This window comes from Azospirillum sp. UENF 112521, assembly GCF_058780665.1.
In genome coordinates, this window is record NZ_JBSNCI010000001.1 from 422,951 (window position 1) to 443,357 (window position 20,407).

Sequence of the window (20,407 nt, forward strand, 5' to 3'; positions counted from 1 at the left end):
CATCGACAAGCTGGCCCCGCGGGACCAGCTTGTTGTCTTTCGGCGATTGAGACGGGAGAGAGGAAGATGAAGCGCGTGACCCTGCCGGACGGCACCGAGGTCCCGGCTCTCGGCCAGGGCACCTGGATGATGGCGGAAGGGCGCGGCGACCGCGCCGCCGAGATCGCCGCCATCCGGGCCGGCATCGACCGCGGCATGACCCTGATCGACACCGCCGAGATGTATGGCGACGGCGCGTCGGAGGAACTGGTGGGCGAGGCCATCGCCGGCCGGCGCGACGGGCTGTTCATCGTCACCAAGGTGCTGCCCAGCAACGCGTCGCGCATCGGCACGGTCAAGGCCTGCGAGCGCAGCCTGAAGCGGCTGAAGATCGACCGCATCGACCTCTATCTGCTGCACTGGCGCGGCGGCGTGCCGCTGGAGGAGACGGTGGAGGCGTTCCAATCGCTGATCCAGGCCGGCAAGATCGCCCGCTGGGGCGTCTCCAACTTCGATGTCGACGATCTGGAGGAACTGGCGGAGGCCACCGACCTGCACGGCTGCGCCGTCAATCAGGTGCTCTACAACCCCGAACACCGCGGTATCGAATACGACCTGCTGCCCTTCCAGCACACCGCGCGGATGCCGGTGATGGCCTATTCCCCCATCGGCCAGGGCGGTCGCCTGCTGCGCTCCCCCGCCTTGCTGGCGGTGGCGAAGCGCCACGGCGTGACGCCGGCCCAGGTCGCGATTGCGTGGGCACTGCGGCAGCAGGGGGTGATCGCGATCCCCAAGGCCGGCACGACGGCGCATGCGCTGGAGAATGCCGAGGCGGTGAAGCTGACCCTGACCGGCGAGGACATCGCGGAGATCGACAAGGCCTTTCCGCCGCCGAAACGCAAGCAGCCGCTGGCAATGATCTGAGCGACGATCCGGGGATGGCCGAAGGAGCGGAACGCCCCGGTCACAGCGCCAGATCGGACGATAGGGGCTGATCCAGCCCAAGCCACGCATCGGCCAGCGGGCCGACGGTCAATGCCCCGTCGATCCGGCAGTCGGCCAGGGCGGTGCTGAAGGTTTCATGCAGGTCGGCCAGGGCGGCGGACGGCAGGCCCATCGCCAGCCGCAAGGTCACGTCCAGCCGGTGGCCTGCCAGCGTCGCCATCAGCTGCACCGGGCCCAGCCGCTGCGGCCGGGCCTGAAGCACCAGGGTGACGCGGTCGGACAGCCCGTCGTCGATGCCGACGGCACAGAGCAGCCCGTCGTCGCTGTCGAGCAGGGGCACGCGCGACAGCCGCCACAGCCGCCCGTCCACCGGCTGGAAGCGCGACGCCAGCGCCCGGTCGCACTCGTCGATCAGCAATCCGCCGTCCAGATCCGCCAGCCTTGCGGCCGCGTCCGCGCCGACCCAGCCGCGGCAGCCGCCGGCGGTCGCCGCCAGGAACAGGGCGAGTGCCGCGCCGAACGTCGAATCGCAGCGCGGCAGGCAGCCGCGCGCCAGCACCGCATCGGCCGGCGACAGCGACTCCAGCAGGTCGAGCAGACGGCGCACCAGCGCCGGTGCCTCGTCGCCGTCGGCCAAGCCGTGGGCATGGGCGGCGGGTGCCGGCGACGAGGCGAAATGCGCCGCCAGCAGGCTCGGCGGCGGCACATGCCGGGGAACGAGGTCGCGCCCCGCCATTCAATCGGCCTCCATCCGGATGGTCCCCATTCGCTGGCGCTCCGCTCAATAGACGACGGCGTCGGCGTCGTCGGATTGCGGGATGATGATGGTGCCGTCCTCCGCCATCGCCTTGGCGACGCGCACGATCTCCGCCTGGGCATCGTTGACGTCGCGCATGCGCAAGGGGCCCATGTTCTCGATCTCGTCCAGCAGGATCAGGCGGGCGCGTTCGGACAGGACCGACAGGAAATGGTCGCGCTGGGGCGTCGGCGCCCCCTTCAGCGCGATGGCGAGCTGGCCGGTGTCGCAGCGGCGGATCACCGCCTGCAACGAGACGCGGTCGAGCCGCATCAGATCCTCGAAGGTGAACATCAGCTGCTTGATGCGCTGGGTCGGCTCCGGCATCACGGTTTCCAGATCGTCGAAGATCTCGGTCAGCGTCTCGCGGTCGATGCGGTTGAAGATGTCGGCCATCCGCTCCAGCGAGTTGTTGCCGTGGGTGCGGGCGTAATTCGCCATGAATTCGTTGTGCAGGATCGATTCAATGTCCAGCAGCACCTCGCGCTGCACCGATTCGATCTGGATCATGCGCTCGATCACCTCGGTGCGCGCGGCCGGCGGCAGCAGGACCAGCACCTTGGCGGCGTGGTCGGCCCGCATCTTGGACAGGATGACCGCCGCCGTCTGGGGATATTCGCCGGCGAGATAGCTGGCGAGCACCCCCTCGTTCACGTTGGACATCTTCTCCCACATGGTGCGGCCGGCGGGGCCGCGGATCTCGCCCATGATCTCCGTCACGCGGTCGGCCGGCAGGAAGCGGTTCAGCATCCGCTCCGTGCTGTCGTAGGAGCCGACGACCGATCCGGCATTGGCGAAGCGTTCGGTGAAGATGCGCATCAGCGTCTCCACCAGATTGGAGGTGACGTTGCCCAGCGTCGCCATCGAGCGGCTGACGAGGCGGATCTCGTCCTCGTCCAGCCGCTCCATCAGCCGCGATCCGCGTTCCTCGCCCAGCGCCAGGAAGATGACCGCACTCTTCTCGATGCCGGTCAGGCTCTTGTAGTTCTCACGGATCTTGATCGGCGTTCCCATGGCGGCACCTCAGAATGAGCAATCGGCGGAGCGGGCGGAAGACGGGGCGTTGTCGGACGCGTCGGCCGGCGGCAGGGCCAGCGCGCGGTCATGGCGGAAGGCCACCGCCATCACCGCCCCGGCCACCAGCAGCAGCGGATGCGGGATCAGCGGGTTGGGATCGAGGGCGGCAAGCAGCCCGGCGACCGAACCGTCCTCCGGCACCGCCACCCCGCGGCGGCGGGCCAGCGCCAGCAGGCTGTCGGCCAGACTGGCGCCGGGACTGGCGGCAACGTCGGCGGGCGTGTCGTCCATCGTCTCACACCCCATAGGAGCGGATCAGGCTGCCGGCGATCAGGAACCAGCCGTCGGTCAGCACGAAGAAGATGATCTTGAAGGGCAGCGCGATCATCACCGGCGGCAGCATCATCATGCCCATCGCCATCAGGATCGCCGCCACCACCATGTCGATCACCAGGAAGGGCAGGAACAGCAGGAAGCCGATCTCGAAGGCGCGGCGCAGCTCCGACAGCAGGAAGGCCGGCATCAAGAGCCGCAGATCGACGCTTTCCGCCGTCACCGGACGCTCGTCCCGAGCCGGTTCGGTGCCCTCGCCCGCCGGCTTCGGCTTTGCGGTGAAGGCGGCGAAGGCGGCCAGATCGCGGTCCCGGACATGCGAGGCCATGAAACCGCGGAACGGCTCGATCATCCGCTCCAGCCCCTGCTCCTGGGTGACCTGCTCGTTCAGCAGCGGACGCAGCCCGTCCTGCCAGGCGCTGTCGATCACCGGCCCCATGATGTGGAAGGTCAGGAACATGGCGAGGCTGACCAGCACCATGTTGGGCGGCGACTGCTGCAACCCGAGAGCGGAGCGCAGCAGCGACAGCACGACGATGATGCGGGTGAAGCAGGTGACCATGATCAGCAGGCCGGGCGCGACGCTCAGCACCGTCAGCAACACGATGCCCTGGACGATCCGCCCCGACAGGCTCCCTCCGTCCGCCAGCGAGCCCAGCGCACCGAGATTGAGGTCGAGCGGCGCCGCCGCGGCCGGGCCGGCGGCGAGGAGAAGGGCGAGGAGGATCAGCGATCGGAGGCGCATGGGAGGCTTTCGGGGATGCTCCCTCTCCCCCCGGGGAGAGGGTCGGGGTGAGGGGGATGCAGGGGGTGGATAGGCAAGGATGCGAAATGCTGCTGGGCCGACCAAGGCACGCCGCGCGTCCCCCTCACCCTAACCCTCTCCCCAGGGGGGAGAGGGGACAGTCCCTCAGTCGATCTCCAGCTCCGTCCGCACGATCTCGGTCAGCGTCACGCCGAGCCGCTGATCCTCGACGATCACCACTTCGCCGCGGGCGACCAGACGGTGGTTGACCAGCACCTCGACCGGTTCGTCCACCTTGCGCTCCAGTTCCAGCACCGCGCCGCGGCCGAGCTTCAGCAGTTGCGCCACCAGCATGCTGGTGCGGCCAAGGACCACCTGCACGTCCACCGGCACGTTGTAGATCGCGTTCATCGGCCCGTCGTAAGGCTTGTCGCCGGCCTTTTCGGCGGCCTTCTCCGCCTGCTTGGGATCGTCGTCGAGCATGTCGAGGTTCAAGGGAGGCATGAGGGTTCTCGCTCCGGATCGTTAAGGGGCGGGCGACAGTGCCGGCGCCAGGGCGGCGACGGCCCGGTCGGTGAGGGCGGCGACGGCGGCCTCAATGGAAGCCTGGATGGCGGCCGGGTCGCGGCTGACGGAGCCGGCGCCCCAACCCGCCTCCAGGGCGCCGACGTCCAGCGCCGGGTCGCCCTGGATGTCGAGGCGGCCCTGGAAGCTGCCCAGCCCGGCCAGCCGCTCCTCCAGCGGGCCGCAGAGCGAGGGGTGCAGGCGCAGGGTCAGGACGGGAGCCGGCCCGGCGGCGCGCAGGGCATCGACGGCCAGACGCTCCACCTCGGCGCGGGCGACCTTGTCGAGCAGCCGCGGCGCCATCCGACGGACGAGCGCCAGCAGAACGAAGGCGCCCTGGGCCTCCAGCCGCTCCATCAGAGCGGCATGATCGGTGTCGAGCGCCGCCATCCGCTGTGCCAGCCGGTCGAGGGTGGCCGACAGCTCCGCCTCGATCCGGCGGGCGGCGGCCAGTTCGCCGTCGCGCCGGCCCTGGGCGAGGCCCTCGGCCAGCGCGGTCCGGCGGGTTTTGTCCAGTGCGGCGCGATGGTCGCGCTCGGACAGGCTCGGCAGGTCGAGCGGATCGACGGCATCCGCCTCGTCCGGTTCCAGCACTGCGGCGGGCGCGCCGAAGCTGTGGTCGAAGCGGTAGCGCGGATAGGCGGCCATCACGCCACCTCCTCATAGAGCCAGGAGCGCAGGATATCGATGGCCTCGTCCGGATACTGGTCGACCAGTTCGCCCAGCCGGCGGATGGAGGAGGCGCGGACGCGGCCCTCCACGGTGCGCAGCTCGATCAATTGGTCCATCGTCTCCTCGATGCCCAGCTGCGGCGCCATCGGCGCGGCGGCCAGCGCGGCATCGGCCTCCCCGCCGTCGGCCAGCGCCGCACCGGCCGCCGCGGTGACGGCGGGACCGGTAAGCTGCGGCATGGCGCCGCCGGCCGGAGCTGCCAGCGCCGGGGCGGGAGCCTCCGCCACCACCGGTTCCGGCGCCGGGAAGACGCGGCGGATCAGCGGACGCAGGCCGACCAGGATCACCAGGGCGGAGAGCACCAGCAGGATCACCCACTGGATCAGCGTCATGACGTTGCGGGTCAGCGTCTCGGCGATCTCGTCGCCCAGCGGGCGCGGCGCGAGGTCGGGGGCCAGATCGACGAATTCCAGATTGTCCACCGTCACCCGGTCGCCGCGCGCCTCGCTGAAGCCCATGGCGGAGCGGACCAGCTCGCCCAGGCGCAGAAGCTCCTCCGCACTGCGCGGCTCGTACTGGCGGGTGCCGTCGGCGGCGGTCTTCCAGGTGCCGTTGACCAGCACGGCGACGCTGAGGCGGCGGACGTCGCCCGGCTCGATCACCGTTTCGCGGCTGACGTTGGAGATCTCGTAATTGACCGTCTCCTCCTGCCGCTTGGTGTCGTTGGAGGATTGCGGCCCCTGCTGCTGGGCGCGCACGTCGCGCTGCGGCAGGTTCTGTTCGGCGGTGACCGGCGGCTCGCCATTGCTGTCCTGGCTGCGCTCCTGCTCCTGCACGGATTGGGTGGAGCGGATCACCTGGCTGTTGGGGTCGAAGGTCTGGCTGCGCACCACCTCGCGCTTGGTCTCCACCTCGGCGGCGACCTGGACGCGGACATTGCCGGCGCCGAGCCGGGCGGTCAGCATCTGCTCCACCGCGCGGGCGACGCGGGTTTCCGCCGCGACCCGCAGCCCGTCGGTGCGCGCCGACGCCAGCCCCGGCCCATCGTCCTCGGTCAGCAGAAGCTCGCCGGAGGAGTCCATCACCGTCACGGCGCTGGGCTTCAGGTTGGGCACGGCGGCGGAGACGAGATGACGGATCGACAGGGCCTGTTTGCGGTCCATCGACCCCCGGCCGCGCATGCGCACCACCACCGAGGCCGTCGGCTTCGGCGCGCTGCGCGAAAACTCCTCGCGCTCCGGCAGGACGATGTGGACGCGGGCGGCCTCGACGCCGGACAGCGTCTCGATGGTGCGGCCCAGCTCCCCTTCCATGGCGCGCAGGCGGTTGATGCGCTGCATGAAGCTGGTGATGCCCAGCGGCTTGTCGGTGTCGAACAGCTCGTAGCCGACACCGCCATGCGCGGGCAGGCCCTTCTCCGCCAGGGCCATGCGGACGCGGGAGACGTCGGCATGCGGCACGCTGATCGTCGTGCCGTCGAAGCCGGCATTGACCGGCACGCCCATGTCCTGGACCGCCTTGGCGATGCGGCCAGCCTCCGCCGGTTCCAGCCCGCTGTAAAGGGCGGTCATGTGCGGCTGCGACAGCAGCAGCGCCATACCGGCGACCGCCAGGACGATGCCGAGCCCGGTGCCCGCCAGCACGAGCAGCCGACCGCGCCCCAAGGACCGCAAGGTGTCGATCAGACTGTCCACGGTTCCCCGCACCTTTAAAGTTTCTGAAAATCGGCGGGCCTAGTCTTCGCCCTGCGCACCCCGTCACGCTAACGACGCGACTTTTAAGCGGAGTAAAAAACGGGGATGTCGCCAAAGACAAAGCCGCTAAAACTTTAAAGAACGCTCGGTTGATTAAAATTTTCGGCAATGTCCGGTGGGATGGAGCGATGATTACACGGTTCGGCATGGCGAAGACAGGGACGGGTGCGGCACGGGACGAGGTGCTCGACCGGCTGCGTGGATCGGGACGCATCCTGGTGGTGGCCTTGCCGGTCGCCCGGCTGCTCGCCGGCCTTGCGGCGCTGGCGGCGGTGGCGGCGGCCGGGTTCGGCGGCTACTGGCTGGCTGCCGGTCCGCAGGCGGTCGAGCGGCTGTGGACGCGGTCGGCGGAGACGGCGCCGGCCGATGCCGTGGTCGACATGCCGGAACTGGTGGTCAACCTTCGCCGCGACACGCCGTCCCGCTTCCTGAAGATCGGCCTGTCCCTGACCGTCGCCCACCGCGACCGGCAGGCGCTGGAACAGGCGATGCCGCAGCTGACCGACAGCCTGCAGGAGTTTCTGCGCAATCTGGACCAGGACGATCTTGAGGGATCGGCCGGGCTTCACCGCCTGCGCAGCGAGATCAAGCGCCGCTTCAACCTGATCCTGTCCGACCCCGCCGGCCGGCGCGACGTCGTCACCGACGTTCTGCTGCGCAGCCTGCTCACGCAATAGCGACCTCCAGAGGCACCGGATGACGACCGACACCCCCGCCCCGCCTTCCACGACCATGCCAGCCCCCCAATCCCCTCCGGCCGAGGATGCGGACTGGTCGGACGCCGCGTGGGAACTGGCCGCGGCCCAGCAGACCGCCGCTCCCGCCCCGCCGCAGGCCGAGGAGGCCGCGGCAATGGCGGAGGCGATGCGGGAGGCGCTGGCCGGCGAGACCAAGACGCTGAGCCAGGAGGAGATCGACCGGCTGCTGAATTTCGGCGCGCCGGAAGGTGGCGGGCCGGAGATGAGCGCCATCCAGCGGCTGGTCAGCTCGACGACGGTCAACAAGGACCGGCTGCCGATGCTGGACGTGGTGTTCGACCGCATGGTGCGGATGCTGAACACCTCGCTGCGCCAGTTTGCCTCCACCAACGTCGAGGCATCGCTGTCGAAGATCGAATGGCTGCGCTACACCGACTTCCAGGACGCCATCGAGCTGCCGGCCCTGATCGGCGTCGCCCGCGCCGAGCCGTGGGACAACCAGATGCTGGTGACCATCGACAGCGCGCTGATCTATTGCATGATGGATGTGCTGCTGGGCGGTCGGCGGTCGAGGCCGGGGCGGATCGACGGGCGGGCCTACACCTCCATCGAACGCAAGATGACCGAGCGGATGATGAAGGTGGTGCTCCAGGATCTGGGGCAGTCCTTCGACCCGCTGGCCCAGGTCGATTTCGTCTTTGACCGGCTGGAGGTGAACCCGCAGTTCGCCACCATCACGCGGGCCACCAACGCCATCATCCGCGTGCGCATCGCCGTGGAGGTGGAGCGCCGCATCGGCCACATCGACATCGTCATCCCCTACGCCACGCTGGAGCCGGTCCGCGGCAAGCTGGTGCAGATGTTCATGGGCGAGAAGTTCGGCCATGACACGGTGTGGGAAAGCCACCTGAAGAACGAGCTGATGCGCTCCAAGCTGGAGCTGGTCGCCGTGCTGGCGGAGACCAAGGTTCCGCTGGGCGAGGTGCTGGCCTGGCAGAAGGGCCAGTCGCTGAAGCTGCGCATAAACCCCGATTCCACCGTCCTGGTCTTCAGCAAGACCATCCCGCTGTTCGCCGGACACATGGGACAGCGCAACGACAACATCGCGGTGAAGATCGACACCGATCTCGACACCAAGCAGGAGCTGATCGATGGTCTCCTTTCTCATTGATGCGGCCCTGGCGGTGATGCTGGTCACGGCGACCGCCTATCTGGTCATCGTCAACAAGCGGCTGAAGCTGCTGCGCACCGGCCAGTCCGAGATCAACGCCCTGGTGTCGACCTTCTCCAAGTCCATCGACGACACCGACGCCTCGATGAAGCGCATGGTGGCGTCGGCGACGGAGATCGCTGCCCGGCTGTCCGACGATCTCGACCGCGCCCGGGGCATGAAGGAGGACATGACGCTGATCCTGGGCTCCTGCGAGCGCACCACCGCGCGCATGGAGGAGTCGGTCCAGCACGCCCGCGCCCTGCTGCGCCGCCTGGACGAGGGCGCGATGGCAAGCTCTGCGCGCGCCGCGCGCAACCGGGCGCGACCGGAAGAGGGTGATGAGGCCAGTAGCGTGACCAGGGACGCGGAGGTCGCACCCGCTTCTCCGCTGCTGTCGGCATTGAAGGCGGCGGACGTGGACAAGGGCGAGTTCCAGGCGCTCGAAGCGGCGCTGCGCGCGGTTGCCGGCCAGCCTGTCGAGGCCGCCGCCCCAGTCCCAGCGCCAGCCCCAGCCCCAGCGCCCGCTTCCGGGTCCGCCGGCCCGGCGAAGGCGGCGGCCAGCGCCTTCTATGCGCGGCTGCGCACCGTCGGGTCGGAGGCGTCGGCATGATCCCGCGCATCCTTCCCATCACCCTGGTTGCCGTGCTGATGGTGCTGCCGCTGAAGCTCGGCGCCCTGGTCGACGGCTTTCCGGTCATCGCCCAGCAGTTCGACCGCGAGTTCGGCGCCCATGAACGGCCCTGGGCGACCGACCTGAAGGCGAACGACGGCAAGGCCACGGCGGAGGCGGCGCCCACACCGCTGCCGCTGCCACAGCCGACGTCCACGCCGGTCGCCGAAATCCCGCCGCCGGTGGCGCTGGCGCCGCCCAACTGCACCGATCCGCTGCTGCGCGCCGCCATCGACGAGCAGAAGACCGACACGTCCGGCCGGCAGAACCGCCTGCGCGAAGCCGAGGCGGTGCTCGCCGCCACCGAGGCGCGGGTCGGCACGCAGATCCAGCGGCTGAACGGGGTGAAGCGCGAGGTCGAGGCGCTGATGAGCCAGCGCTCCACCCTGGCGCAGGAAGACCTGAAGCGGATGGTGGCGATCTACGAGGCGATGAAGCCGCGCGACGCCGCCCGCATCCTGACCGACATGGAAACCGACATGGTCGTCGATGTGCTGGACCGCATTTCCGAACGGCGCGCCGCGCCGATCCTGGCCGAGATGGCCGACGCCAAGGCACGCGAGGTGACGCGGCTGATCCTGCAACGCCGCGCCCTGCCCGGCGACCGCAAGGCCGTTCCGGCGGTCGTCGGGGCCGCAGTTCCCGTCACCGCCATGCCGCGCCCCACCCTGACCAATTGAGCGCCATGACCAGCATGCCCGATGCCGTCGCGGCCCCGTCGCGCCCGACCCAGACCCAGCGCGGCGGTTCGTCCGGCGACGACGCGCGCGACGAGGATTTCGCCAGTCTGGTCGACGAGTCCGCCGACGAGGAGCCCGACGATGCGGCCCGCCCCGACCGCTTGCGCAAACGCAGGGACCCGCGGCCGGACGATCCCGTCGCCGCGCAGGGCGCAATCGTCCAGGCGGTGGTGCAGGCGGTCGTCCAGGCTGGCGGCACCGACGCGCCGCTGATGCCCTGGATGGTGGCCATCGTTCCGCCGTCCGACGCGACTCCCACCGTCTCACCGGCTCTGACAGCGGCGGTCCCTGAAGCTGGGCCGGACTCCGCCGTGCCCAAAGCCGGACAACCCGCCGGTATCGGCAGGCACCCCGCCGAGCAAGCCGCGGCGACCGCATCGACGACCGCACCGGCAGCCATTCCGCAGCCGACGCCGGAACCGTCCGTCTCCAATGGACCGGCCGGGAAGAGCGGACCGGATCAGGTGGCACAGGCCGACATGGCGGCACAGGGCAGCGCCGGACAGACGGCGGAGGCTCCGGCGCCGCTCCAGGCCGTACAGGCCACCCTGCCGGCCGCAACATCCGCGACACCGGGCACGACCGCAGAGGCAACGCCCTCCCCGGACGGGCGGGAGAGCAGGCGCGACGAAAGCACCGATCCCCGCACCGTCGTCCGTGGCTTGCGAGGCAGTCGTCAGAATACCGCTGCCGGCAATGCCGGCCAGCCGGCCGCTGCATCCGCACCCCCCCAACGCGGCCAGCCGGCACCCGATACCGCTCCCGCCCCCGCCGGTCGGGATGCCGCCCTTCCCTTCGGCGCTCCCCCGGCCACGGGCGGCGGCGAGGCGGCGGCCACCGGGTTCGAGGCGGTGCCGCCCCTGCCGGCCCAGGCGGCGACGCACTATGCCGCTGCCGCCGCGTCCGGCCGGGCCGCCACCGCGCACAGCCCGGCGATGGCGCAGCTGGCGGCCCCGCTGGTCCGCGTGGCGGAGTCCGGCGGCGGCGAGTTCCACATCGACCTCGCCCCGGCGGAACTGGGCCGCATCCGCGTCGTCGCCGACGTCAGCGACGGCAAGGTCTCGCTGACCGTCCAGGCCGAACAGGCCGACACGCTGGTCCTGCTGCGGCGCGACTTGACGCAGTTGGAACGCGCGCTCGGCGATGCCGGCCTGTCGCTCGACAGTTCCAGCCTTCAGTTCTCGTTGCAGGGCGACGGCCAGTCGCGCGGTTTCGCCGCTCCCGACCGCGGCGGCAGTTCCGGCGGCTGGCGCGTGCAGGCCGAGGCTGTTCCCGAACCCGTTGCCGACCGGTCGTTGCGCCCGATCGACGGGCTGGTCGACGTCACCGTCTGAACAGGAAAGACTTCCCCAATGACCACCACGCCCAGCACCGCCCCGACGACGGCCGCCACCAGGACGGCCGCCACGGAAGAGCCCAAGAAGGCCACGGTCGATTACGAATCCTTCCTGAAGCTGCTGACCGCCCAGCTGCGCAACCAGGACCCGCTGGCGCCGATGGACGCCACCCAGTTCATGACCCAGCTGGCACAGCTGTCCACGGTGGAGCAGTCGATGCGCTCCAACGACACGCTGGGCAAGGTGCTGGACACGCTGAAGAGCAGCGGCATGCGGATGGACATGGCCCTGCTCGGCCGCAAGGTGGAGGTGGCGTCCGACCAGCTGTCGCTGACCGGCGGCAAGGCGGAGGCCGCCTACACCGTCGACGGCACGCCGGCTTCCGTGAAGCTGGAGGTGCTGAACGGCGCCGGCAGCGTCGTCTACAGCGCCCCCGGCTCGCTGAAGACGGGCCGGCAGGTCTTCGACTGGACCGGCAGGACCGCCAGCGGTGGCACGGCACCCGACGGGGTCTATACGCTGCGGGTGACGGCGAAGGACAAGGACGGCAAGGCGCTGACCAGCGCCACCGTCGTCAGCGACACGGTCGCCGAGGTGCGCAGTGTCGACGGCGCCAGCAAGTTCGTGCTGAAGAACGGCGCCACTGTGGAGTCGAACGCGGTGCTGTCGGCATCGTGACGGAACAATCCCTCTCCCGGCGGACTCTCCCTCTCCCCCGGGGAGAGGGGATTCTTGGAAGAAAGGGCACTCTTACAGCCGCGTGTTGTCCTGACGCAGCAAGCGGTCGATCAGCACGGCACGGACCGGCTGGGCGCTCTCGCGGCCGGTGAGGGAGCCGTTGGCGCCGGCCAGCAGCGCAATCGCCACCCCTTGCGGATCGACCGCCGGGCCGTTGAAGCGGCCATGGCCGGCAAGGTCGAACAGGGCTTCCAGCATGGCGCTGCGCGCGTGCGGCAGGCGGCGGCGGACCAGGAGCGCGTCGTCGGCGCTGGACGCCTCCAGCGTGACCTGGGTCAGGATGAAGGCGACGGTCCGCCCGCGCTCCAGCATCGGCACGACCAGTTGGCCGGCCTCCACGTAATAGGGACCGCCGGCGACGGTTTCGGCGGGGGCCGCGGGGGCGGCCTCCTGCGGGGCCTCGAACCGGCCGAAGCCGTAGCCGCCGGCGAAGGCGAGGGCCGCGGCCACGGCGAACAGCAGGACGGCTTTCATGGCGCGGGCTCCCGAACAGGCAGGATCATCAGAAGGGCAGAATCACGTCCAGCACCTGCTGGCCGTAGCGCGGCTGCTGCACGTCGGTGATCTGGCCGCGGCCGCCATAGGTGATCCGCGCCTCGGCGATCTTGTCGTATTCGATGGTGTTGGCGTTGCTGATGTCCTCGGGACGGATCACGCCGGCGATGCGCATCTCGCGCAGCTCGTAATTCACCCGCACCTCCTGCCGGCCGGCGATGACGAAATTGCCGTTGGGCAGCACCTGGGTCACCACGCCGGCGACGCGCATGGCGATGCGCTCGTTGCGCTGGATGGTGCCGTTGCCGCTCGACGTGCTGGAACTGTCGAGATCGACCAGGCTGGACGGATCGACCGCGTCGGGCAGGATGGCGGGAAGGCGGCTCTCCAGCCCGAAGAAGTTGGGCAGCCCGGCCTTCTCGTTGTTGGTGCGCCCGCGCTGGGTGCTGTTGCGCAGCTGCGCCTGATCGGAGATGTCGATGACGACGGTCAGCAGGTCGCCCACCGCCTTGGCGCGGGGATCGCGGAAGAAATCGCGCGACCCGGTGCGCCACAGCGAGCTTGGGATCTGCTCGGCCGTCGACGGCTGCGGCATCGGCAGCGAGATGACGCGGGCCTCCGGCTGCATCGCCGGGTTGGAGATCTCCGACAGGGAAGGAGCGCTGCCGATGTCGGCCAGCCGCGCGCAGCCGCCGGCGCCAAGCGACAGCAGCAGGATGGGGACGAGCGCGGTGCGCATGACGGAAGCTCCCTTGATGAGATGGCCTAGGGCCGTGCCGCTTGCGGAACCCGCGGGCCGCTGACCGACACGGTCTCGGCCCCGGTGACGGTGCCGGTGACGACGGTGCTGCTGGCGATGTTCATGACGCGGACGCTGTCGCCGACGCCGCCCTCCTGCAACGCCCGCCCGCGGGCGGCCAGCAGCAGCGCGCCGTCCTCGTAGACCAGCGTCACCGGCCGGTTGCGCTGGACGACGATGGGGGCGCCGACCGAACCGACCTGGACCAGCCGCCCGGCGGAGAGCTGGCGGCGCGGCGACTGGCCGACCAGCGCATCGGCGGTGGCGATGAAGCCGGCCCCGGCACGGTCGAGCGACAGGCGCATGGTGGTCAGGTCCGACGGCTCGATCACCTCGCCCGGCCGGATGCGGCGGACCGGCACCGGCATCGTCACCTCCACGTCGGCCCGGCCGCTCAGCTCGACGGCATGGCCGTTGCTGAGGATGCGGGCCTGGAAGATGCCGGTGCGGGGGTCGAGCGCGATGTCGCGCACGGCATCCACAGGCCCATCGAAGGGACGGCCCAGCGTCAGCGCCACCTGGGCGTCCGGCGGCACCGACGGGCCGAGGGAGGCCAGAAGCTCCTCCGCCAGCCGCGTCTCGACAGGACCGGCAGCAGCCGGAAGGGGAAGCGCCAGCATGGTCCCGAGCAGGAGAACGGAGAGCGGCCGGCGGAGGGATTGCAGCACGACGATCACCGCATGTTGGTCATGGTGGAGGCCATCTGGTCGCCGGCCTCGATCACCTTGGCGTTCATCTCGTAGGCGCGCTGGGCGGAGATCAGTTCGGTGATTTCCTGCACGACGTTGACATTGGAGGATTCCAGGTATTTCTGGCGGATGGTGCCGAAGCCGGCTTGGCCCGCCAGCCCCTCCTGCGGTTCGCCCGAGGCCGGGGTGGCGCGGAACAGGTTGTCGCCCAGCGCCTCCAGCCCGCTGTCGTTGACGAACACCGTCATCGCCAGCTGGCCCTGGTTGACCGGCTGGGCCTTGCCGTCGACATAGGCCAGCACCTCGCCGGAGCGGTTGATCACCACCTCGCGCGTGCCCTGCGGCACGGTGATGCCAGGGGCGACGGTGAAGCCGTCGGCGGTGACGATGGTGCCCTCCGGCGACAGCTTGAAGCTGCCGGCGCGGGTGTAGACGGTCTCGCCGCCGGGCTGGGTCACGTTGAAATAGCCGCGCCCCTCGATCGCCAGATCCAGCTCGTTGCCGGTCGAGGTCAGGTTGCCGGTGGTGTTGATGCGGTTGACCGAGGTCGGCCGCACGCCCAGCCCCACCTCGACGCCGGTCGGCACGATGGTGCCGCTGTCGGTCGACTGGCTGCCCTGCCGGCGCTCCGCCTGATACATCAGGTCTTGGAATTCGGCGCGCGAGCGCTTGAAGGCGGTGGTGTTGATGTTGGCGATGTTGTTCGAGATGACCTCGACGTTCATCTGCTGGGCCATCATCCCGGTGGACGCGATGCTGAGCACGCGCATGGACGGACTCTCCCTGTGGGGATTTTAAGAGGATTTGCCGAGGCGGTTGATGGCGGAGCGCAGCAGGTCCTGGCCGTCGTCCACCATCTTGGTCACCGCCTGATAGTCGCGGGTCAGGTCCATCATGCGGCCGATCTCGACGATGCCCTGCACGTTGGACCGCTCGACCTTGCCTTCCACCAGCCGGGTGTCGGGGGCGGGGCGCGCCTCCATGCCGTCGGCCGGCTCGAACAGCAGGTCGCCGGTCTGCTTCAGCGCCTGCGGGCTGTCGAAGCGCGAGACGGCGATGCGGGAGACCACGGCGCCGTCGGCCGACAGCAGCCCGTCGGACCCGATGGTGATCCTGGACGCATCGGACGGGATGACGATGGGCCGGCGGCCGTCGTCGAGCACGGCATACCCGTTGGGGCCGACCAGCGTGCCGTCGGCATCGCGGCGCAGCCGGCCGTCGCGGGTGTAGCGCACGCCGTCCGACGTCTGCACCGACAGGAAGCCGTCGCCGTCCAGCGCCACGTCATAGGGGTTGCCGGTCTCGGTGAAGGCGCCGGCCCGCAGGTCGGTGTAAGTGGAGCGGTCGATGGTGAAGGCGATGCGGTCGGTCGGCTTGCGCCCGCCCGCCTCCATCGCCGCTTCGAACAGGGTGCGTTCGCCACGGAAACCGACGGTATTCATGTTGGCGACGTTGTTGGCGACGACGTCCAGCTGCCGCCGCAGCGCCATCTGGCGCGACAGTCCGATGTAAAGCTGGTTCTCCATCGCCGAACACTCCGGTTTTGAACTCCGCCTTAATCTGGACGAGGCAGTTTAAAGCCGGGTTTCAACCTGACCCATTCCGGCGGATGCCTTGCCGGACTTGGCACGGGTTTGGCGATCATTTCGATAAAATGCGAGACGACTGTGATGAAACGGCGCCCGGATACCGCACTGACGCTTGGTTCGACACTGGTCCTTGCCCTGCTGTCGGGGACGGCGCAGGCCGCCGTCCGGGCTCAGCTGGGCGATCACGGCGACTATTCGCGGCTGGTGCTGTCGGTGCCGAAGGGGATGGAGCCGGTGGCGGTCGTCGACGGTTGCGTCCTGCGCATCGCCGTGCCCGATCCGGTGCGCTGGCCGCTGGCGAGCCTGCGCGACAGCTTTTCCCGCCGGCTGTCGGACTTCGTCACGGCGGACGGTGGGCGCAGCCTGACCGCGACGGTGCCCTGCGGGGCGCGGGTGGCGAGCTTCATGGAGCGGCGGAACCTGATCGTCGATGTCGGCGGGCCGCCGGTTCCGGGGGTCAAGCCGGAGGCGCCGGCGGATGGGACGATGGAGGGGACGCCGGATGCGGTGGTCGCCACTGCGCCGCCGCAGGCTTCGGCTCCTGTCATTGTCGCCGAGGTCGTTGAAGCGCTGAATCCTATCGGCACAGCGAATGCTGCGCCTGTCACCCTCGCACCCCAGGAGCAATCCCCTCTCCTCGGGGGGAGAGGGAGACGCCGCCCCTCCCCGTCGTCGCCAGCCTGGAGGGCGAAATCCGCGACAGCATCCAGCAGACCCTGCGCCAGTTGGAGCGCATGCCGGAACGCCCAGCGAAACCCGTCCCGCAAACCGCCGAACCGCCCAAGCCGCCCGCTCCGCCGCCCATCGGGGCGATGGACCTCGCCGGCTGGGCCGGGGACGATTTCAACCGCACGCGCGAGGCTCTGCAAAGGGCGCTCGACACGGCGCAGGGCCGCGCGCGGGTCGAGGCGCAGATCGCGCTGGTCAGCTTCCTGCTGGCCCGCGCCATGGATGAGGAAGGGCGCGCGGCGCTGGAGACGGCGGCCAGCCTGTCGCCGGCGCCCGACCAGCGCTATGGCCTGCGCATTCTGGGCGACGCCTTCCGGGCGCTCGACCGCGAGGACGCGCCCGACGACAACCTGTTCGTCCAGCTGCCGGCCGGCGCCATGCCCGACCATCATGTCTGGCGCAGCGTCGCGCTGGCGCCGAGCCGCTGGATGGCGGCGAAGGAGGGACTGCCCATCGCGCTGCGCCGGCTGCTCGACTATCCGGCCGACCTGCGCAGCCGGCTGCTGACCACGCTCGCCGCCGCGGCCGACGAGGCAGGGGACAGCGCGGCGCTGAACCTGATCGTGCTGGAGATGATCACCGTCGATTCGACGGGCATGGCCGACGGCCGGCTGGATTATTTCCGCGGCCGGCTAGCAGAGCTGAAGGCGACACCGGACGCGGCTCTGGACCGCTACGACGCCGCAGCGGCCTTGCGCCGCGGTCCCTTCGCCCGCCGGGCGGAGGTGCGCGCCATCGAACTGCGCCGCGGGCTCGGACGGCTGGACGAGGACGGCGCCATCAAGGCGCTGGAAGCCCTGCGCTTCGCCTGGCGCGGCGACGATGTGGAGACGGATGCGCTGGCGGCGCTCGGCGGCGCCTATGCCCGCAGCGGCAGGACCGAAGCGGCGCTCGACATCTTCGGCCTGCTGGGGCGGCGTTTCGGCGCCACCGCGCGCGGACGCGACGCGCTGGCGGCCGGGCGGACCCTGCTGGCCGCCGTGCTCGACCGGCTGGAGCAATCCCCGCCCGGCGGGCTCTATGCGCTGGCGTTGCAGGCACGCCATGGACGGCTGGTGACGCTGGTCGACGGCTCGGATGGCGGGTTGCGGCTGCGCCTCGCCACCCTGCTGCTGCGCGACGGCTATGGGCTGGAGGCGACCCGCATCCTGCATGCGCTGACGGAAGGCGCCACCGGCCCGCGCCGGGCGGAGCTTGGCGCCACGCTGGCCCGCGCCCTGATCGACGGCGGGCGCGAGGGGGAGGCGCTGGATGTGCTGGCCCGCACCGGTGGCGCGGCGCTGGAGCCGGCCCTGGCCGAACGCCGCGCCCTGCTGCGCGCCGACGCGCTGCTCGGCGACGGCGACACCGTACGGGCGCTCGACGCGCTGCGCGGCCTGGGCGGGGCGGAGGCGGCGCGGCTGCGGGCCGAGGGGCTGTTCGCGGCCGGCGAATGGCGGGCGGCGCGGAGCGCCTTCGCCGAACTGGCCGCCACCGGGACGGAACCGACGGCCGACGATCTGGCCTTGCAGGGGCTGTCGGCCTATCTGGCCGGCGACGCCGATGCCTCGCGCGGTTTCGGCGCGGCCCAGCGCGCGCGGCTGGCCGGCACTCGCTGGGCCGGGCTGCTCGATGCGCTGGCCCCGCCGCCGGCCGACGGGCCGCTGCGCGCGGAGTCGGTGGAGCGTGACCTTGCCGCGGCGACCGCGCTCGACCGGCTGGCGCGCGGGTGGCGGAAGTCCCCCTGACCGTTCGGCCCCGATCCGTAAAGCCGCTTTAAACGGCGGGCTGTAGCGTCGGCAGACCGTTGCCCCCAATCGCGATGGCCTTTGCACATCCGGAGAAGAAGACATGCGCTTGATGTTCGGGTTGATCGCGGTGTTTGCCAGCGTGCTCGGCGGGTTCTACGCGATGGGCGGGCGGATGGCGGTGCTGTGGCAGCCGGTGGAGATCGTCATCATCATCGGCGCCGGCATCGGCGGCTTCGCCATCGCCAACAGCCCGGCGGTGCTGCGCGACACGCTGCGCGCCGTCGGCACCATCGCCCGCGGGCGGACCACGCCCAAGAACGACTATCTCGACATGATCGCGCTGGTCTACGGACTGCTGCGCGTCGCTAAGTCCAAGGGCATGTCGCAGATCGAAACCGACATCGACAAGCCGGCCGACAGCCCGCTGTTCACCCAGTACCCCAACGTCCTGCGCTATGACCGCTGCATCACCTTCCTGTGCGACTATCTGCGCCTGATCGCGCTGGGCCAGGACAACCCGCACGACCTGGAATCGCTGATGGCGGAAGAGCTGGACACGCTGGGCCGCGAGCTGAACCAGGTGCCGAAGGCGTTGCAGAACCTTGCCGACGCGCTGCCGGCGCTGGGCATCGTCGCCGCGGTGCTGGGCGTCATCAACGCCATGGGCGCGATCAGCGAGGCGCCGGAGGTGCTGGGCCGGATGATCGGCGGCGCGCTGACCGGCACCTTCCTCGGCGTGCTGCTCTCCTACGGCATGGTCGGTCCCATCGCCAGCGCCGCCCGCCAGCGCCGCGAATTGGAGCTGAACATGTATTTCTGCATCAAGGCGGCGCTGTGCGCCTATCTGCGCGGCAGCCCGCCGCAGGTCTGCGCCGAATATGCCCGCAAGGTGCTGTACACCGACATCCAGCCCAGCCTTGCCGAGGTCGAGGTCGCCACCGCGCTGTCGTCGCAGGCCAAGGCCCGCGACGCCCGCCAGCCGGCGTGACCGGCCATGCCGCGCAAGACCGCCCTGCCCCCGATCATCGTCAAGCGCCACCTCGGCGGCCACGAGGAAGAGGAGCACAACGGAACCTGGAAGCTGGCCTACGCCGACTTCGTGACGGCGATGATGACCTTCTTCCTGGTGATGTGGCTGATGAACATCACCACCACCGAACAGCGCAAGGGAATCGCCGATTACTTCAACCCGGTCGCGGTGTCGCAGAGCAATTCCGGCGCCGACGGCATGCTGGCCGGCCGTTCGGTCGACAAGACCGGATCGCTGACCACCCCGAACGCCGCCGGCGATCAGGCGAGCCCGGTCGCCTCCCCGCCGGTCGTCGCCTCGGTCGGCGACAGCGACCGCCAGCCCGCCGGCCGCAAGGACCCGATGCCCCACCCGCCCGGCGGCACGGCCCCGCCGGTGGACCTGCTGCGCCCCGCGACGGAAAGCGCGCCCGCAGCCCCCTCAGCGGAACCGCCCGCTCCCACTGTCCAGGCCACCCGTGCCGAGCTGGAGGCGCTGCTCGACCGCCAATCCTCCGAACTGACGGAGAAGGTGGCGCTGGAGTCGCTGGAACGGGATCTCCGCCAGCGCATCGCCGCGTCGCCGGACCTCAGCGCCCTGCAAGGCAGTCTGGTGATCCAGCAGGTACCGGAGGGGCTGCGCGTCCAGCTGACCGATCAGGCCCGCTTCTCGATGTTCAAGGTCGGCTCGGCCCAGATGAACGACCAGGGGCGGCGGCTGATGCGGATGGTGGCGTCGGCGCTCGGCTCGGTGCCGAACCCCATCGGCATCACCGGACACACGGATGCGCTGGGCTATGCGCCGGATGCGAAGTACGGCAACTGGGAACTGTCGAGCGACCGCGCCAACGCCGCCCGCCGCGAACTGCTGGCCAGCGGCATTCCGGGCGGGCGCATCGTCCGGGTGGAAGGGCGGGCCGATCTGGACCATTTCGGCGCCAGCGACCCGCTGGACCCCAGCAACCGGCGGATCAGCATCACGCTTCTGCGCCGGCCGGCGGGGCAATAGGCGAAAACAATCAAGCCGGAAAGGCAATCAAAAGAAAAAGCCTTGCGCATTTTAACAAAACCGCCGGCTTTTTCTTTTAAAGCCCCTTTAAAACCCCTTCGCTACCGTTAACCCCGCCAGTCATCCGCGGAGAATCCCGGAACGCACACCTTCCCTTC

At 70.2% G+C, this 20,407-nt stretch carries 23 protein-coding genes; 10 read left to right on the forward strand and 13 right to left on the reverse strand.

Translation table 11 applies throughout. The annotated features are described in order from the left end of the window. The first annotated feature begins 66 nt into the window (after positions 1-66). Positions 67-903 (forward strand): aldo/keto reductase, encoded by an 837-nt coding sequence (locus tag ACWPN8_RS01825; protein ID WP_492239705.1) that lies wholly within the window; start codon positions 67-69, stop codon positions 901-903. 40 nt (positions 904-943) lie between these two features. Here ACWPN8_RS01825 and ACWPN8_RS01830 read toward each other — a convergent pair whose 3' ends face one another. The 7 genes from ACWPN8_RS01830 to fliF form a co-directional block, all read right to left on the reverse strand. Beyond that, a complete protein-coding gene (locus ACWPN8_RS01830) occupies positions 944-1,660 on the reverse strand; it encodes a hypothetical protein (RefSeq protein WP_492239706.1) in 717 nt (238 codons plus the stop codon). Between the two features lie 45 nt (positions 1,661-1,705). Beyond that, positions 1,706-2,734 (reverse strand): flagellar motor switch protein FliG, encoded by a 1,029-nt coding sequence (locus ACWPN8_RS01835; RefSeq protein WP_492239707.1) that lies wholly within the window; start codon positions 2,732-2,734, stop codon positions 1,706-1,708. A gap of 9 nt (positions 2,735-2,743) precedes the next feature. After that, positions 2,744-3,028 carry a hypothetical protein gene (locus ACWPN8_RS01840; RefSeq protein ID WP_492239708.1) on the reverse strand — a complete coding sequence of 95 codons (285 nt, stop codon included), beginning with the start codon at positions 3,026-3,028 and terminating at the stop codon, positions 2,744-2,746. A gap of 4 nt (positions 3,029-3,032) precedes the next feature. Continuing rightward, on the reverse strand, positions 3,033-3,815 hold the full coding sequence (fliP, locus tag ACWPN8_RS01845) for a flagellar type III secretion system pore protein FliP (protein ID WP_199237638.1): 783 nt from the start codon (positions 3,813-3,815) through the stop codon (positions 3,033-3,035). 165 nt (positions 3,816-3,980) lie between these two features. Beyond that, the gene (gene fliN / locus ACWPN8_RS01850; RefSeq protein WP_109446131.1) at positions 3,981-4,319 is read right to left on the reverse strand and encodes a flagellar motor switch protein FliN; all 339 of its coding nucleotides are present in this window, start codon (positions 4,317-4,319) and stop codon (positions 3,981-3,983) included. 21 nt (positions 4,320-4,340) lie between these two features. Beyond that, on the reverse strand, positions 4,341-5,027 hold the full coding sequence (locus tag ACWPN8_RS01855) for a FliH/SctL family protein (protein WP_492239709.1): 687 nt from the start codon (positions 5,025-5,027) through the stop codon (positions 4,341-4,343). After that, a complete protein-coding gene (gene fliF / locus ACWPN8_RS01860) occupies positions 5,027-6,745 on the reverse strand; it encodes a flagellar basal-body MS-ring/collar protein FliF (RefSeq protein ID WP_492239710.1) in 1,719 nt (572 codons plus the stop codon). The genes ACWPN8_RS01855 and fliF overlap by 1 nt, the downstream gene beginning before the upstream one ends. A gap of 188 nt (positions 6,746-6,933) precedes the next feature. On the opposite strand from fliF, the gene ACWPN8_RS01865 reads away from it, so the two are divergent. From ACWPN8_RS01865 to ACWPN8_RS01890, 6 genes are read left to right on the forward strand one after another with little or no spacing between them, the layout of a single operon-like run. Beyond that, positions 6,934-7,482, forward strand: coding sequence for a flagellar basal body-associated FliL family protein (locus tag ACWPN8_RS01865; protein WP_492239711.1), 549 nt, complete (start codon positions 6,934-6,936; stop codon positions 7,480-7,482). A gap of 19 nt (positions 7,483-7,501) precedes the next feature. Further along, a complete protein-coding gene (fliM, locus tag ACWPN8_RS01870; RefSeq protein ID WP_247872952.1) occupies positions 7,502-8,674 on the forward strand; it encodes a flagellar motor switch protein FliM in 1,173 nt (390 codons plus the stop codon). After that, on the forward strand, positions 8,655-9,326 hold the full coding sequence (locus ACWPN8_RS01875; RefSeq protein WP_492239712.1) for a DUF6468 domain-containing protein: 672 nt from the start codon (positions 8,655-8,657) through the stop codon (positions 9,324-9,326). Before fliM ends, ACWPN8_RS01875 begins: the two co-directional genes overlap by 20 nt. Beyond that, a complete protein-coding gene (locus ACWPN8_RS01880) occupies positions 9,323-10,066 on the forward strand; it encodes a MotE family protein (protein ID WP_492239713.1) in 744 nt (247 codons plus the stop codon). Before ACWPN8_RS01875 ends, ACWPN8_RS01880 begins: the two co-directional genes overlap by 4 nt. 5 nt (positions 10,067-10,071) lie before the next feature. Further along, positions 10,072-11,460, forward strand: a complete 1,389-nt coding sequence (locus ACWPN8_RS01885) for a flagellar hook-length control protein FliK (protein WP_492239714.1) — start codon at positions 10,072-10,074, stop codon at positions 11,458-11,460. Positions 11,461-11,478: 18 nt separating this feature from the next. Beyond that, positions 11,479-12,141, forward strand: a complete 663-nt coding sequence (locus tag ACWPN8_RS01890; protein ID WP_492239715.1) for a flagellar hook assembly protein FlgD — start codon at positions 11,479-11,481, stop codon at positions 12,139-12,141. A 72-nt stretch (positions 12,142-12,213) separates the two neighbouring features. Here ACWPN8_RS01890 and ACWPN8_RS01895 read toward each other — a convergent pair whose 3' ends face one another. The 6 genes from ACWPN8_RS01895 to ACWPN8_RS01920 form a co-directional block, all read right to left on the reverse strand. Next, positions 12,214-12,675, reverse strand: a complete 462-nt coding sequence (locus ACWPN8_RS01895) for a hypothetical protein (protein ID WP_109446115.1) — start codon at positions 12,673-12,675, stop codon at positions 12,214-12,216. 28 nt (positions 12,676-12,703) lie between these two features. Continuing rightward, positions 12,704-13,435, reverse strand: a complete 732-nt coding sequence (gene flgH / locus ACWPN8_RS01900) for a flagellar basal body L-ring protein FlgH (protein WP_492239716.1) — start codon at positions 13,433-13,435, stop codon at positions 12,704-12,706. 26 nt (positions 13,436-13,461) lie between these two features. After that, complete coding sequence (gene flgA, locus ACWPN8_RS01905; RefSeq protein WP_247872951.1) at positions 13,462-14,163, reverse strand: flagellar basal body P-ring formation chaperone FlgA; 702 nt, start codon at positions 14,161-14,163, stop codon at positions 13,462-13,464. 5 nt (positions 14,164-14,168) lie between these two features. Further along, positions 14,169-14,954, reverse strand: coding sequence for a flagellar basal-body rod protein FlgG (flgG, locus tag ACWPN8_RS01910; protein ID WP_098735494.1), 786 nt, complete (start codon positions 14,952-14,954; stop codon positions 14,169-14,171). Positions 14,955-14,978: 24 nt separating this feature from the next. Further along, positions 14,979-15,710 (reverse strand): flagellar basal-body rod protein FlgF, encoded by a 732-nt coding sequence (gene flgF, locus ACWPN8_RS01915; protein ID WP_492239717.1) that lies wholly within the window; start codon positions 15,708-15,710, stop codon positions 14,979-14,981. Positions 15,711-15,964: 254 nt separating this feature from the next. After that, a complete protein-coding gene (locus ACWPN8_RS01920; protein WP_492239718.1) occupies positions 15,965-16,321 on the reverse strand; it encodes a hypothetical protein in 357 nt (118 codons plus the stop codon). A gap of 186 nt (positions 16,322-16,507) precedes the next feature. On the opposite strand from ACWPN8_RS01920, the gene ACWPN8_RS01925 reads away from it, so the two are divergent. The 3 genes from ACWPN8_RS01925 (at position 16,508) to ACWPN8_RS01935 (ending at position 20,249) form a co-directional block, all read left to right on the forward strand. Continuing rightward, positions 16,508-18,229 carry a hypothetical protein gene (locus ACWPN8_RS01925; RefSeq protein ID WP_492239719.1) on the forward strand — a complete coding sequence of 574 codons (1,722 nt, stop codon included), beginning with the start codon at positions 16,508-16,510 and terminating at the stop codon, positions 18,227-18,229. 103 nt (positions 18,230-18,332) lie between these two features. Beyond that, entirely contained in the window at positions 18,333-19,220 is an 888-nt protein-coding gene (gene motA, locus ACWPN8_RS01930; protein ID WP_492239720.1) for a flagellar motor stator protein MotA, read from the forward strand. A gap of 6 nt (positions 19,221-19,226) precedes the next feature. After that, a complete protein-coding gene (locus ACWPN8_RS01935) occupies positions 19,227-20,249 on the forward strand; it encodes a flagellar motor protein MotB (RefSeq protein ID WP_109446105.1) in 1,023 nt (340 codons plus the stop codon). Positions 20,250-20,407: the final 158 nt, after the last annotated feature.